This window comes from Paenibacillus sp. CCS19 (genome assembly GCF_033239625.1).
In the GTDB taxonomy this organism is placed as follows: domain Bacteria; phylum Bacillota; class Bacilli; order Paenibacillales; family Paenibacillaceae; genus Paenibacillus_T.
Genome location: NZ_BTCK01000012.1, coordinates 102,928 through 116,143, shown reverse-complemented (window position 1 = coordinate 116,143; position 13,216 = coordinate 102,928). Strand labels below are relative to the sequence as shown.

At 51.6% G+C, this 13,216-nt stretch carries 10 protein-coding genes; 1 reads left to right on the top strand and 9 read right to left on the bottom strand.

Annotated elements, in window-relative coordinates; genetic code table 11:
* Positions 1-37: 37 nt before the first annotated feature.
* From SBI19_RS11160 to SBI19_RS11130, 7 genes are all read right to left on the bottom strand, one after another.
* The gene (locus SBI19_RS11160; protein ID WP_317968017.1) at positions 38-907 is read right to left on the bottom strand and encodes a carbohydrate ABC transporter permease; all 870 of its coding nucleotides are present in this window, start codon (positions 905-907) and stop codon (positions 38-40) included.
* Between the two features lie 27 nt (positions 908-934).
* Positions 935-1,909, bottom strand: coding sequence for an ABC transporter permease (locus SBI19_RS11155; protein WP_317968015.1), 975 nt, complete (start codon positions 1,907-1,909; stop codon positions 935-937).
* Between the two features lie 36 nt (positions 1,910-1,945).
* On the bottom strand, positions 1,946-3,082 hold the full coding sequence (locus SBI19_RS11150; protein ID WP_317968013.1) for a glycoside hydrolase family 88 protein: 1,137 nt from the start codon (positions 3,080-3,082) through the stop codon (positions 1,946-1,948).
* Positions 3,083-3,299: 217 nt separating this feature from the next.
* Positions 3,300-3,755 (bottom strand): CBS domain-containing protein, encoded by a 456-nt coding sequence (locus tag SBI19_RS11145; protein ID WP_317968011.1) that lies wholly within the window; start codon positions 3,753-3,755, stop codon positions 3,300-3,302.
* Positions 3,756-4,092: 337 nt separating this feature from the next.
* Complete coding sequence (locus SBI19_RS11140) at positions 4,093-5,565, bottom strand: rhamnulokinase (RefSeq protein ID WP_317968009.1); 1,473 nt, start codon at positions 5,563-5,565, stop codon at positions 4,093-4,095.
* Between the two features lie 65 nt (positions 5,566-5,630).
* On the bottom strand, positions 5,631-6,890 hold the full coding sequence (gene rhaA / locus SBI19_RS11135; protein WP_317968007.1) for an L-rhamnose isomerase: 1,260 nt from the start codon (positions 6,888-6,890) through the stop codon (positions 5,631-5,633).
* 90 nt (positions 6,891-6,980) lie between these two features.
* A complete protein-coding gene (locus SBI19_RS11130) occupies positions 6,981-9,050 on the bottom strand; it encodes a bifunctional aldolase/short-chain dehydrogenase (RefSeq protein ID WP_317968005.1) in 2,070 nt (689 codons plus the stop codon).
* Positions 9,051-9,367: 317 nt separating this feature from the next.
* Here SBI19_RS11130 and SBI19_RS11125 point away from each other — a divergent pair, with 317 nt between their 5' ends.
* Positions 9,368-10,339, top strand: coding sequence for a TolB family protein (locus tag SBI19_RS11125; RefSeq protein ID WP_317968003.1), 972 nt, complete (start codon positions 9,368-9,370; stop codon positions 10,337-10,339).
* 192 nt (positions 10,340-10,531) lie between these two features.
* On the opposite strand, the gene SBI19_RS11120 is transcribed toward SBI19_RS11125, so the two are convergent.
* Together SBI19_RS11120 and SBI19_RS11115 are read right to left on the bottom strand one after the other, a co-directional pair.
* Complete coding sequence (locus tag SBI19_RS11120; RefSeq protein WP_317968001.1) at positions 10,532-11,713, bottom strand: stalk domain-containing protein; 1,182 nt, start codon at positions 11,711-11,713, stop codon at positions 10,532-10,534.
* Between the two features lie 179 nt (positions 11,714-11,892).
* Positions 11,893-12,960, bottom strand: a complete 1,068-nt coding sequence (locus SBI19_RS11115; RefSeq protein ID WP_317967999.1) for an alpha/beta hydrolase — start codon at positions 12,958-12,960, stop codon at positions 11,893-11,895.
* Positions 12,961-13,216: the final 256 nt, after the last annotated feature.

Genomic DNA, 13,216 nt, shown 5'->3' with positions numbered 1-13,216 from the left:
CAGCATTCACCATGACATGCCCAGCGTAAACCAATGGTCAGCCTTTGAGCGATCCGATCATCGTGCCCTTGACGAAGTACTTCTGCAGGAACGGGTACACGATCAGAATCGGCAGCGCGGCGAACATAACCGTTGCAGCCTTAATCGAATGCTCATACTTGAAGTTGCCGACAACCGAGCGGCCGAACGTCTCCGCATCGGTATTCGTAATGACGATCTCCCGCAGGAAGAACTGAAGCACCTGCTTGCTCGGACTCGAGATGTAGAGCACGGCATCGAACCATGCGTTCCAATGTCCAACCGCCGTCCACAGCGCCAACGTTGCCAGTACCGGCTTCGACAGCGGGAGAACGATCGAGATGAGAATGCGGATGTCATTCGCGCCATCGATCTTGGCTGATTCCTCGACTTCCGTCGGAATCGACATGAAGAAATTGCGAAGAACGAGCATCGAGAACGTCGGCACGAGACCCGGAATGATGTACACCCAGACGCTGTCCATCAGATGCAGCTCTTTAATGAGCAGGTACGACGGAATAATGCCGCCGCTGAAAAACATCGTGAAGAGAATGATCATCGTATAGAAACTGCGGTGCGGCAAATATCGACGCGACAGCGGGTAAGCGCACATCGACATTGCGATAAGAGTCAGAACCGTACCTACTACCGTCCGGAATGTGGAGTTGCCGAAGCCGATCCATATTTTTTTCTGATAGAGCACCTGTTTCCAAGCGAAGAAGTCTAGATCTTTCGGATAGAGATGGAACCCGAACCGTCCCGCCTCTCCCGGCCCGCTGAGCGAGATGGAGGCGATATGGACGAACGGATAGATCGTGACGATACAGAGCAAGGATATAAATGTGATTAGAATGATTTGAAATATGTTTTCACCGACAGTCGGTTTCATAGCTGGCTGATTCCTCCCTGCGGTTCGTTAGAGAACCCCTTCTTGGCCTAATTTCTTCACAATAAAGTTGGTGCCGAGCACGAGTATAATGCCGATGATGTTCTTGAATAGCCCAACCGCTGTCGTTAAGCCGAATTGGAAGTTCTGAATGCCGGCCCGGTACACGTACGTATCGATTACGTCCCCGACCTCATAGACCGCAGGGCTGTACAAGTTGAAAATTTGATCGAATCCCGCATTCAGAATGCCGCCGAGCGATAGGATGAACATAATCGTAATGACCGGCAGAATGGTCGGAATCGTAATATGCCATGTCTGCTTCCAGCGGTTGGCACCGTCGATTCTCGCTGCTTCGTACAGCGTCGGATCAACGCCGGACAACGCTGCGAGATAGATGATCGTGCCCCAGCCAATCTCTTTCCAGATGCCGGTCGCGACTAACGTCGGACGGAAATAAGCGGTATCCGCCAGGAAGTAGATGGGATCGATATGCATCAGCTTGAGCAGGTAGTTAACCGGCCCCTCTGAAGGCGACAGCATGATGATGATAATGCCTGAGAGAACAACCCACGAGAAGAAGTGCGGAATGTAAGATATCGACTGCGCGATCTTCTTGAACGCCGCCGAGCGAAGCTCATTGAGCAGCAGTGCCAGAATGACCGGAGCCGGGAACCCGAAGATGATGTTGTAGCAGCTAATCAAGATGGTGTTGCGGAATATGCGGGCAAAGTCTGGCGATTGATAGAACAGAAACTTGAAGTATTCCATTCCCACCCACGGGCTTCCCCATATCCCTTTCACCGGACTGAAATCTTTGAACGCCAGCTGAATGCCGTACAGCGGTCCGTAATGGAAGACGCCGTACCAGATTAAGACCGGGAACAACAAGAAGAAAAGAAACTTGTGCTTCTTATACTCCCGCCAAGTGCTGCCTAGCTTGGATGCAGTCCGACGCTTCGGCTCGTTGGCGCTTTCTATTTTTGCAATATTCAAATTATTCAAAAGCGATCACCCCTCTATCCCGTTTCAGCTTCCGTCCTACCAGATGAGAACATGCTTATTCTTCAGTCGCAGAACCGCTTCGATGAAGAAATAGTCGCCGTATATAATCGGAACCTCTGTATGCTTCGCGCTGTGATACGCTGCCGTTCCGCCGTCTACAATCGAATCCTGTTCAACATCCCAATTGCAGAATTTCTCGTCAACCGCTCGCAGCATCCGGATCGCTGCAGATTGATACAGGCTGCGCTCGTGCTCTGGCACTGCATCGGCAATGGCGAGCAGTCCGCAAGCGGCGCATACGCCAGCCGTCGTATCCCACTTCACCGGCTCAGCCGGCGAGCGGAAGTCGACCAGCGGAACATGACCCGTCACCGATACATTCGCGATAAAATAATGCGCGATCCGCTTCGCAGCGCTTAAATATCGGTCATCCCCTGTGTAGTGATGGCTGAGTGCGAAGCCATAAAGCGCCCACGCCTGACCTCTTGACCAAGAGGAACCGGACGCGTAGCCTTGTCCTCCTGGAGCCGCTACCAGATCGCCGGTGGCAGGATCCAGAACCGCGATATGATTGCACGAGCCATCTTCACGAACGGCATGCTTCAGTACCGTGTCCGCGTGATCGACCGCGATGTAGGCAAAGCGTGGATCTTGTGTCTCCTGACTCGCCCAGTGCAGAATCGGAATGTTCATCATGCTGTCGATGATGATCCAGCCCGTGCAGTCGTCGTTCCAAGCTCGGATGAACTTGCCTCGCGGATTGTAGCGGCCAGCTAATAGATTCGCAGCGTGCATGCCTCTTGTCTTAGCGCTCTGGTCGCCCGTCAGACGATAATTCGCGACAGCGGAGTGAAGCCACATGAAGCCTACATCATGGTGCAGACCGTCGAAACCGTTGAATGCTGTATCCAATCTCCGTTCTACGCCTTCCGCTGCAGTTCTATAATTCGGTTCGCCTGTCGCTTGATACATGTGCCACAGGATGCCCGGCCAGAATCCGTTCGTCCACCAGTAGATGTCCGACTCTCCCATATCTTCGCGGTAACGTCCGCCTTCAGGCACATAGGGAATACGGTCACCGACCCTAGCGCATTGTGCAGACATTTTACGTTGAATATTGTCCCATGTTCGGTCGAGCCACTGCTGCTCTGTCTCGGTTAGTTGCTTGTTCATGCTGGTCTCAATCTCCTTACGTTCATTCATTCGCTTGCTTCGTAACTCAATTGTAAGCGTGTGCAACAAGGACGAATATCGCAATTTCACAAGATTTCTTGTAATAATGGAGGACTTGAGATGCGGAAACTTATACCTGATAGGGACAAAAAAAACCGTTCCTACGGCATCTTGGCCGAGGAACGGTCTTCTTATTGCAAATGAAACGCGCTTATATTCAATTCGTAACGGAGCGGAACACATGTCGAATGACATCGCCGCGGCTTATAATGCCGACTAGCACGCCGCTGCGTACGATCGGTAATTTCTTGATTTGTTTCTTGCCCAGAATAGCGGCGATCTCCTCAATATCATCGTCCCAAGAAGCGACGACGACCTTGCGTTTGGCAATGACGAGCGCGTTCAAGTTCAAGATCTGGCTGACCCGCTCTTCCATGCACTCGGGATCGCTGATCACCATCGTATAGTAGAAGTTGCCGACAATACGGTCACTCTTCTTGCCAATGTACCGCATAATGTCTCCATCGCTAATGTAGCCCACAATCTCGTTCCTATCGTTCACAATCGGAAGACCGCTAATACGATGATCGATGAATTTCTCGATGACGGCGCGGACTGTGTCCCCTTCCTTCACCTTGTAGACGTGGCGATTCATAATGTCGAACGCTTTCATACTAGATCGCTCCCCCTTCGTATGCTGCATCTCCTATAACACTAGTACGGCAAATCTCGCAAGAAAGTTACGGGCAATGAACCAATAAGTGCAAATCGGGCAGATGAACACATACAAGTGCAACGTATCTAGTATTCGCCAAAATGATGGGAAATATCCTTCTTTTCCTCCATGGGAGATGTCGAATGAACCACATAGGCGTTATTGAGCGACAAATTGCTATTGAAACGCGCTAACGGACCGTAGGACGCTATTACGCTCCACATTGGAACGATTAACGTTCGTACAGTCCGTTACATGTTGATCGGAATGATCATTTACGTATTAACGCGTTTCTTTACCGAATGCCGGTCACCTGCAGGAAATGGCTGTAGCCTTCTTCCCAGCGTCCGGCCTGTTCCGGCTCGTAGATCGTGATGGGGAACGATTCGCGAATCGAGCGGCGCGCTTCCCAGATGTCTTGGAATTCGCCTTGCGCAATCCACTGCACGGCCAAGTTGCCGATCGCGCTGCCTTCCGCAGGACCCGCCCATACCGGCTTGCCGATTGCATTCGCCGTCCACTGGCAGAGCAGCACATTATGTATGCCGCCGCCTACCATGTGCAGTCCGTTGAAGGATTGACCGGATAACCGTTCCGTCAACTCCAGCACATAGCGGTATTTGAACGCCAAGCTCTCGAGGACGCAGCGAACGATTTCGCCCGGGTTCTGCGGTACAGGCTGATTCGTGCGCAGGCAGTAGTCTCGCACGCGTGCAGGCATATCGCCTGGCGCAAGGAACGCCGCATCGTCGGGATCGATGAATGCAGAGAATGCCGCTGCCTGCTCCGCCATCGCAACGAGATCAGGGAATGTATACGCCTGACCAGCACGTTCCCATTCTCTGCGACATTCTTGAATGATCCACAGCCCCATGATGTTCTTCAGCAGACGATACGTATTGCCGTATCCGCCTTCATTCGTAAAGTTCAACTGCTGCGACTCTTCGGTGATGATCGGCCGATCGATCTCCGTTCCGAGCAGCGACCACGTTCCACAGCTCAAGTAAGCGAAGGAGCGTTCAATCGCTGGAACCGCGACAACAGCCGATGCCGTATCATGCTCGGCTACCGCATATACAGGCACTGCGCCAAGTCCAAGCTCTTGCTGGACCGATGGCTGCAGTTGCCCTGCCGGCGATCCTGGCTGCAGCACTTGTCCGAACCACGATTGCGGCAGCTCCAGCTTGTCGAGCAGTTCTTCGTCCCACCGCTGCTTCAGCGGGTTATACAGCTGCGTCGTCGATGCATTCGAGAATTCGTTGTATTTCTCGCCTGTCAGGAAGTAGCGGAGCAGATCGGGAATCATCAAGAACTGCTCCGCCGACTGCATCGAGGCCGTTCCGTTCTCGCGATGTGCACTTAGCTGATAGATCGTGTTGAAGGGAAGAAACTGAATACCCGTACGCGAGAAAATGAAGCCGGATCCCAGCTCATGCTGCACGCGCTCCATCACACCATCGTACAAGGAGTCCCGGTAATGATACGGATTGCCGAGCAGACTTCCGTCGCTGGCAAGCATACCGAAGTCGACCGCCCATGAATCGATGCCGATGCTGGCAAGGTCGATTCCTTTATGCTTTGCTTTGAGCAGTCCCTGCTTGATCTCATGGTACAAGCGGAGTATGTCCCAATGAAGACGATCTCCCACTTGAACTGGATCATTCGGGAAGCGGTGCAGCTCTTCGATCTCGATCTTGCCGTCCGTCAGCTTGCCGATAATCGCTCTGCCGCTGCTTGCGCCAAGATCAAATGCAAGTATGTTCGACACAGGGTCGCCCTCCTGACATCAGGATCTTTGAACGGAGTTCAAAGTCACTCTATTTTCTGAAAGCATTACCCGCGTTGAAGCAGAACGTTCTGCTCGTATTCCTTAACTTCCTTGATCCATTGCTCGCGCACTGGAACGTTATTCGATGCGCAGTAATAATCCCAGATGGCTCCAAACGGATAGGATTTGAACTCTTCCGTCAGTGCGAGGCGAACCGTGTAGTCGCCTTCCAGCTCCGCTTTCTTGAGCGCTTCAACTGGCTCAAGCATAGCGCGGAGAAGCGCCTTGATCGTGTTGCGCGTGCCAACTACCCATGCCGCAACGCGGTTGATGCTCGCGTCGAAGAAGTCGAGGCCGATATGCGTCGTGCCCAGCAGGTCGTGGCGAACAAGCTCACGGCCGATCTCGAGCAGCTCGTCGTCCATGATGACGACGTGATCGCTGTCCCAGCGCATCGGACGGCTGACGTGGAGCAGAATGCCGCTTGTGAACAGCGCCAGCGAAGACAGCTTGTTCGAGATGGTTTCCGTCGGATGGAAGTGACCTGCATCGAGACAGATCAACTTGTCATTTTGCAGGCCGTAGCCCATATAGAACTCATGCGAACCAACGACATACGCTTCCGAACCAAGGCCGAACAGCTTGCTCTCGACCGCGTCGAGGTTATGCTTCGGATCGATTGGCTCTGCGAACACTTGATCGAGCGACTCTTTCAGTCGGCGGCGCGGGCTCATCCGATCGACCGGATTGTCCTTGAAGCCGTCCGGCACCCATACGTTCGTGACGCAAGTCTGGCCAAGCTGCTCGCCGAAGTAAGCGCCGATCTTACGGGATGCTTTGCAATGATCGATCCAGAACTGGCGAATCTCCGGGTCTGGATGGCTCAGCGTGAAGCCGTCGGAAGATTTCTCATGCGAGAAGCAGGTTGGGTTGAAGTCAAGGCCTAGACCTTGTTCCTTCGCCCACGTTACCCAACGCTCGAAGTGCTTCGGCTCGAGTTGATCCAGTTCCACCTTCTCATCCGTATCTGCGTAGATGGCATGAAGGTTGACTTTGTGCTTACCGGGAATGAGCGAGAACGCTTTGTCGAGATCCGCGCGCAGCTCTTCTGGCGTTCGTGCAGCGCCTGGATAGTTACCCGTTACGGAGATGCCGCCGGACAGCTCTTGATCCTGATTCAAGAAACCTTTGACATCATCGCCTTGCCAGCAGTGCATCGAAACGCGAATCTCAGCCAGCTTCTTAAGTACTTCATCTGTATCAATGCCATGTTGTGCGTAAAGCGCTTTCGCCGCTTCATAGGCTTGTTTCACATTTGCATCCATCTATCTAGCCTCCATTTGCATTGGTGGAATAGCGGACACCGATCCTCTCCGCAAGCAGGAGGAACGGTGCCGTTGTCATCGTATTTAGAATTAACGCGTGAATGCCGCTGGTACGCCGCCGTCAATCGTCAGCATGCAGCCCGTCGTTTTGTCGGCTTTCGACGAAGCGAAGAATGCAATGCCTTCTGCGATATCCTTCGGATATATGTTCACGAGCAGCGTCGTGCGCTTACGGTAGTACTCTTCCAGTTGATCTGGCTCAATGCCGTACGCTGCGGCACGTTCGTTGCGCCACGAACCGTTCCAGATCGCCGAGCCTTGCAGAATCGCGTCCGGCAGAATCGTGTTGACGCGAATACCGAACTCGCCGCCTTCTGCTGCGATGCAGCGAGCAAGGTGTGCTTCCAGTGCCTTCGCAGCGCTGTAAGCCGTTGCGTTCTTACCTGCGTACACGGAGTTCTTCGAACCGATGAATACCATGTTGCCGCCGATGCCTTGCTGCTTCATCAGCTTGAACGCTTCGCGAGCGACGAGGAAGTAACCCGTGCCGAGTACGTTCATGTTCAGGTTCCATTCCTTCAGCGACGTCTCATCGAACGGACTCGACGTTGCAAGACCTGCATTGTTGACGATAATGTCAACGCCGCCGTATACAACAGCCACTTCGGCATAAGCCGCTTGGATGGCTTCTTCGCTCGTTACGTCCATTTTGATTGCAATCGCACGGTTCTCACCGTATTTCGCATTGATTTCGTCTGCAACCTTCTGAGCGCCTTCGAGGTTAAGGTCAGCCAGGACAACGTGTGCGCCTTCCGATACGAGACGGCGTGCCGTCTCGCTGCCGATGCCGCCTGCGCCGCCTGTAATGAACGCAACTTTGCGGGAGAATTCCGCTTCAGCCGGTGCGAGCGACAGCTTATACAACTCGAGCGGCCAGTATTCGATGTTGTACGATTCGTTCTCGTTGAGCGATACGAATTGGCCAAGTGCCGTAGCGCCGCGCATTACAGCGATTGCACGATGGTACAGGGCGCCGCTTACTTGCGACAATGCCCAGCTCTTGCCCGTGTTCACCATGCCGATACCTGGAATAAGGATAACACGTGGAGCAGCTTCGAACATAACATCGCCTTCATGTTTGTTGCGCTCGAAATATTGTGCGTACTGCTCTTTGTAAGCTGCAACGCCTTCCTTCAACTTCGCTTTGAGACCTTCTACGTCGTCTGCATTCGGCGTCCAGTCGATGAAGAGCGGAACGACCTTCGTGTGCACGAGGTGATCTGGGCATGCTGCGCCCACTTGCGACAGCTGCGGCGAATCTTGACCGCCGACGAATGCGAGCACGTCGTCTTGATCGTCGAACGACAGAATCATTTTCTTGCTGTCGGATACCGCACCGCGGATCGTCGGCATAACTTGGGAAGCGATCTGACGGCGAACATCAGCTGTAAGCGGAGCGTGCTTTACGCCGCCGAACAGCTTCGCTTGGTTGACGCGAGCTTCGATGAATGCTTCCGCTTCATTAATAATGCGGATCGTTTGTGCGTAGCTAGCTTCGGACGTTTCGCCCCAAGTAACAAGTCCGTGTTTCTCCATCAGTACCAGTTCAGCATTCGGGTTCGCAAGAACGCCTTCTGCAATCATTTTGGATAAGGTAAAGCCAGGACGGATATAAGGCACCCATACGAAACGGTCGCCGAAAATTTCTCTCGCCAGCTCTTTGCCGTTGCTAGCGCAGCAGAGGCTGATAATTGCATCCGGATGTGTATGGTCAACGTGTTTGAACGGTAAGAAAGCATGCAGCAAGGTTTCGATCGAAGCGCGCGGATGTTTGGAATCGACCATGCTGTGGCCGAGGTAAGCGACCATCTCTTCGTCTGTCATTGCGTCGCGCTCGAAGAGCGGACGAATGTCATCCATGCGCAAACCTGTGAAATTGCCCGCTTTCATGGAGCCAAGGTCGGAGCCGCTGCCTTTCACGTACATCACTTCTACATCGCGACCGCGGAAATCCTTCTCGATCGTCTTCGCGGACGTATTGCCGCCGTAGATATTGCAAACGCGGCGGTCAGCACCGATGAGATTAGAGCGATAAACCAATTGATCAAGACCGTTCGTATATTGCGCAGCTTGTTCGGCAACCCATAAGCTTTTTACCATTTGTTTACCTCCGAATTTGTCTGTTTGTATTTGATAGACCTAGTTTAACATCTTTGTTTTTCTTTGAACATAGGGAAAACAAAAAAAACTAAAGATATTTTCAAAAGATCTATCACCTACCCAAACCTCGGGAGCTCTAGCTATCAGGAAACCTCCCTGCAATTGGGGGCCATGGGCACAGCGAACAAAGAAAGAATATTGCACATGCAGTTTCTATTGCATCCGCGAGCGAAAATGTTTCCTATATCGCCGAGATTGTCGCCTAAACACCCCCTGCTGAATACATCTGAAGTATCATTCAGCAGAGGGTGTTGGGCATGCAAGCTCATGATCTCCTTCAAGGATGGATCGCCTACACGTCGGACCGCAGCGGAACGTTCGACATTTGGCTTTACCGTCCGCAGGACAGTTTTAGTTTTCAACTTACACAAGGGCTTGGTGCAGCATTCTCCGTTCCCTATTGGTCTCCGGACAGCAGAAGAATCGCTTTCACTGGCATTGGCAACGTGGTTTACCTGCTGGATATCGGCACGCTTGCCGTCTCAAGGATCGACCAAATCGAACCCTACACACTGCTGGACTGGTCGCCGGACAGCCGATTTCTCGCGTATGTCAAAAACGGGCAAATCGTCATCTATGATACTTTCTCGCATAGAAGTTATGCCATTCCGATGGCCGGCGCCAGCGATGTCCAGTGGTTTCCTTCCGGTACCGAGCTTCTGTTCGCAGCTCCGGATACCAACGGCAACACCCAGCTCTTCCGCATTCGAATTGACGGCGCAGACCGGAGACAAATCACGCAAAATACGGACGGACCGCTGCATGACGTTCGGCTTTCCCCGGACGGTGCCTTCGCGCTATATACATTCCCCGGTGCCAGTATCTCCATCATTTCGACGGTAGATCTGACCAATGGCACCATCCGCACGCTGGAAGGCGGACCGCTCGCCAAAAACTATTTTCCCATATGGTCCCCGGACTCTCTGAGCATTGCCTACAGCGCAACCGCATATAAAGAGCCGAATTATTATTCTCTCGTTCAAATCGATAACCGTATTGGTCAAAAGCAAAGGACGTTGGCCGTTTCCGACTGTTTCGCCGCTCCCGTCAGCTGGTCGCCGGACGGCGGCAAAATCGCGTATTTATCTGGATGTGCAGGCATAGAACAAGCAAGTCAGATCTGGATAGTCGATATTAGGGAGCCTAAGCCGGTGAAAGTCCTAAGCGGCGGCCGGATTACTGCCCTGCAGTGGTCTCCTCGCGTCAGAAGAGTTTCTTTCATCCATTAATGCATACGAAATTTATGCGCAGAGTGGATCGGGAACCCTCTTTGATGGTGATGCCACCTTCGCTGAAGTTGCACCTTGAACCATTTCATCGTATTACAAACCAAAAAACGCGGCTTAGCCGCGCTTTTTGGTTTAGCAATACAGAAGGATAGTTGCTGGAATGCGGAGTGTATTCGCCGATGGACTCGGACTCTAACCGCCGACAGGCTCGCCTTTCAGCAGTCTTTGCCGAATGGAGTAGGCCAGTTCCTGATCATGCTCGTTGCTTGGATCTAGAGCTTTGCTATCGCTAATAATAATAAGCCCTTGATTATAATAAACAGGTTTGCCGAGCGCTTCCGCGATGACGCGAAGCGGCACGTATGCCCGTCCTTGCTTCAGCTCCATCACGCCAATCATCGCAGTCTGCACGCCGTTGTTAATATAGTGGTGCTCGTTCGGCGCAAACGTGAATGAAGTCGATGCCGTCTGAATTGTAACGGAATGCTGCTTCGAGTCGTAGCTTGCCTGAGCGCCGAAAGCATCAGCTATGAATCGCAGAGGAACCAACGTTTTACCTTTTGTCGCATATGGCGATACATTTGGTTCTCCAGGAAGAGCAAATGAGCGCACGCCATGATTCAATACCGTCGGCTGATCGATAAAGAGCACGACGGAGCTCGCAAGCAGCTCTTCCGTCTCGATGTTATTAGTTAGGAGAGCTGATTGCTCCGCTGAACAAGGGCTGCCTTCATACAGCTTCATGTAATCGATAATAAAGTCGACCGCCTCTGGCCGTAGATCCGCTTGCAGACTCGAATCCTCCAACGTCTGACGGACATATTCCCACGAACAATCGAATTCCATCTGCGAGAACGCAACGGCGTAGATGAGCGATACGGTTAGACTGGACGGCAATGCTCGTTTCGCTTTGACAAGCCACGCGACATTGCTGACCTGCAAGTAATGATCCATGACGTCCAGATAACCTAACACGAATAGCTCATCCCCGTCGAGTTCCGCTGCGTTCAACGCATCGAGTGACTTTCCATAGACAAGCTTTGCATAATCGTCGGCGTAATGACGGTCCTTCCACTCGCTTCCACCTGCATAGATCGCATTGATGACAGCCGCTTTCTCATCGATCGGGTGCTCTTCCGAAGCAAGAAACGCCGCTGTATCCTTCGTTATGCCGCCCTGCTTCGCCGCCTCCACTGCGTCGATGTCCTCATAGGCCCGATAAAAATCTGTCGACGTTAGCGGAGAATCCGCATAGGCGCGTTGATGACCGCCTACTCCAATAATGGACAACCCGATCGCGAAAACGCTCAGCATCGTCAACAGCCTTTTCCAAACCTGTGATCGCTTAATCTTGCTTCCGCTTACATTATGCATGATGCCAATCCTCCCAAATCAGTGTAATAGAATAACGTATTTCCACAGTATAACATTTCTAGAATTATCCAACACCCTGCTATTCTCGTATTAATTCTTCTACTCCTGATTCTAAATCACTACTCATACTTATAGTCAAAAAAAAGAAGCTGGCAATGTACCAGCTTCTTGTCGCATTCTTACAACGTCTTCCGTGCGACACCAGAAATTAAACCCTCCTCGCTATTTGTAAATATCAAGCGACTATAATTGTATACGCCATTATTCCAAACATTGAAATCATGATTACCATCCTTAATCAAAATTTGATAAAAATGTTCGAGATGATTCCCCGCTTCATCTGACAGCCCTTCCACCGATTTGGCATAGCTGCGAATCGCGAAATCGGCTTCTCCGCAGGTCATATATAGCAAACGAAGCTTATGATCGCTTGATGCGAGAGTTGCTCCAAGAACGTTGCCTTCGCTCGAAGTAGGAGCATTCGAAAAAGCTCCGACATAAGCAAACAAATCGATCATGCCTGACGTGAGCACCGTTTGATCCAGCCCATTGCCCCAGATGCTATCGGTTCCAGTGAATCGCGTCGAATCATATCTATGCCCGCCGAGGATCAGATTCAGAGCCTGCATCCCCCCCATCGACAGCCCGGCGATCGCTCTGTGAGCGCGATTGAATCGGATTCCCTCGGAGGATGTGTCCGCTATATCCGCGTAGGTATTGTAGTTTGATTCTATAAACGGAATCAAATCGTATCTCAACTCATAATCGAAGTAATAGAAGCCTAGCATATTGGTACCCTCGGAATTAAAGGAACTATCCGTCCAGTCATGCGCGCTTCTTCCGTTGGGAAACACGACGATCAGCGGATCAATATCGCCGTTTGCAATAAGATTGTCAAATAGATTGCTAATAATAAACCGTCCGTCAACCTTACCATTGCTGCTTAACCACTCAAATTGATCTCCGCCGACTCCGTGCAATAAATACAGTACATTGTATTTGACATCCGTGTCGTTCGAGTCATAGCCCGCAGGTAAGTAGACGTTGCATTTCTTCCATATGGCATCACCTGCAACGGCTTCTCTTCCTGCTTCACCGATATCGATTTTCCGATTGGTTACTAGTTGTCGCGATAAATCGATATAGTTGCATACCTCATAAGAAACCTCTTGCATTGAACCTTGAAATTCGGCATCAACTGACCTTAGATACTCGGCAGGTACCGCTGTCACATTCTTATTTTGCATATGTATGATCTTCCCTTCGGATCGAATGGTTACAGATCAATCCTATCATGTCGCTAAAGTGACACGTAACCTTACAAATCTTATATCTAGCGATTTAGAATCAGAATAAACACAATTTTTAACAAAGCATTGAACGTTATATTGTTAACCGCCGCAGTTAAGTAAGCACCTAGGAAGTATCACACGAGTTCCAGCTCCCGAGGATGCTCGCCCAATCAGGCTGGGCAGTGGGGTAACAGCACCAAAAAGCGCGGCC

Bases quoted from the DNA above. Each gene is read 5' to 3' on its own strand.
- SBI19_RS11120 (WP_317968001.1), bottom strand. From the start codon at position 11,713: ATGCATAATGTAAGCGGAAGCAAGATTAAGCGATCACAGGTTTGGAAA.
- SBI19_RS11115 (WP_317967999.1), bottom strand. From the start codon at position 12,960: ATGCAAAATAAGAATGTGACAGCGGTACCTGCCGAGTATCTAAGGTCA.
- SBI19_RS11150 (WP_317968013.1), bottom strand. From the start codon at position 3,082: ATGAACAAGCAACTAACCGAGACAGAGCAGCAGTGGCTCGACCGAACA.
- SBI19_RS11160 (WP_317968017.1), bottom strand. From the start codon at position 907: ATGAAACCGACTGTCGGTGAAAACATATTTCAAATCATTCTAATCACA.
- SBI19_RS11145 (WP_317968011.1), bottom strand. From the start codon at position 3,755: ATGAAAGCGTTCGACATTATGAATCGCCACGTCTACAAGGTGAAGGAA.
- SBI19_RS11125 (WP_317968003.1), top strand. From the start codon at position 9,368: ATGCAAGCTCATGATCTCCTTCAAGGATGGATCGCCTACACGTCGGAC.
- rhaA (WP_317968007.1), bottom strand. From the start codon at position 6,890: ATGGATGCAAATGTGAAACAAGCCTATGAAGCGGCGAAAGCGCTTTAC.
- SBI19_RS11130 (WP_317968005.1), bottom strand. From the start codon at position 9,050: ATGGTAAAAAGCTTATGGGTTGCCGAACAAGCTGCGCAATATACGAAC.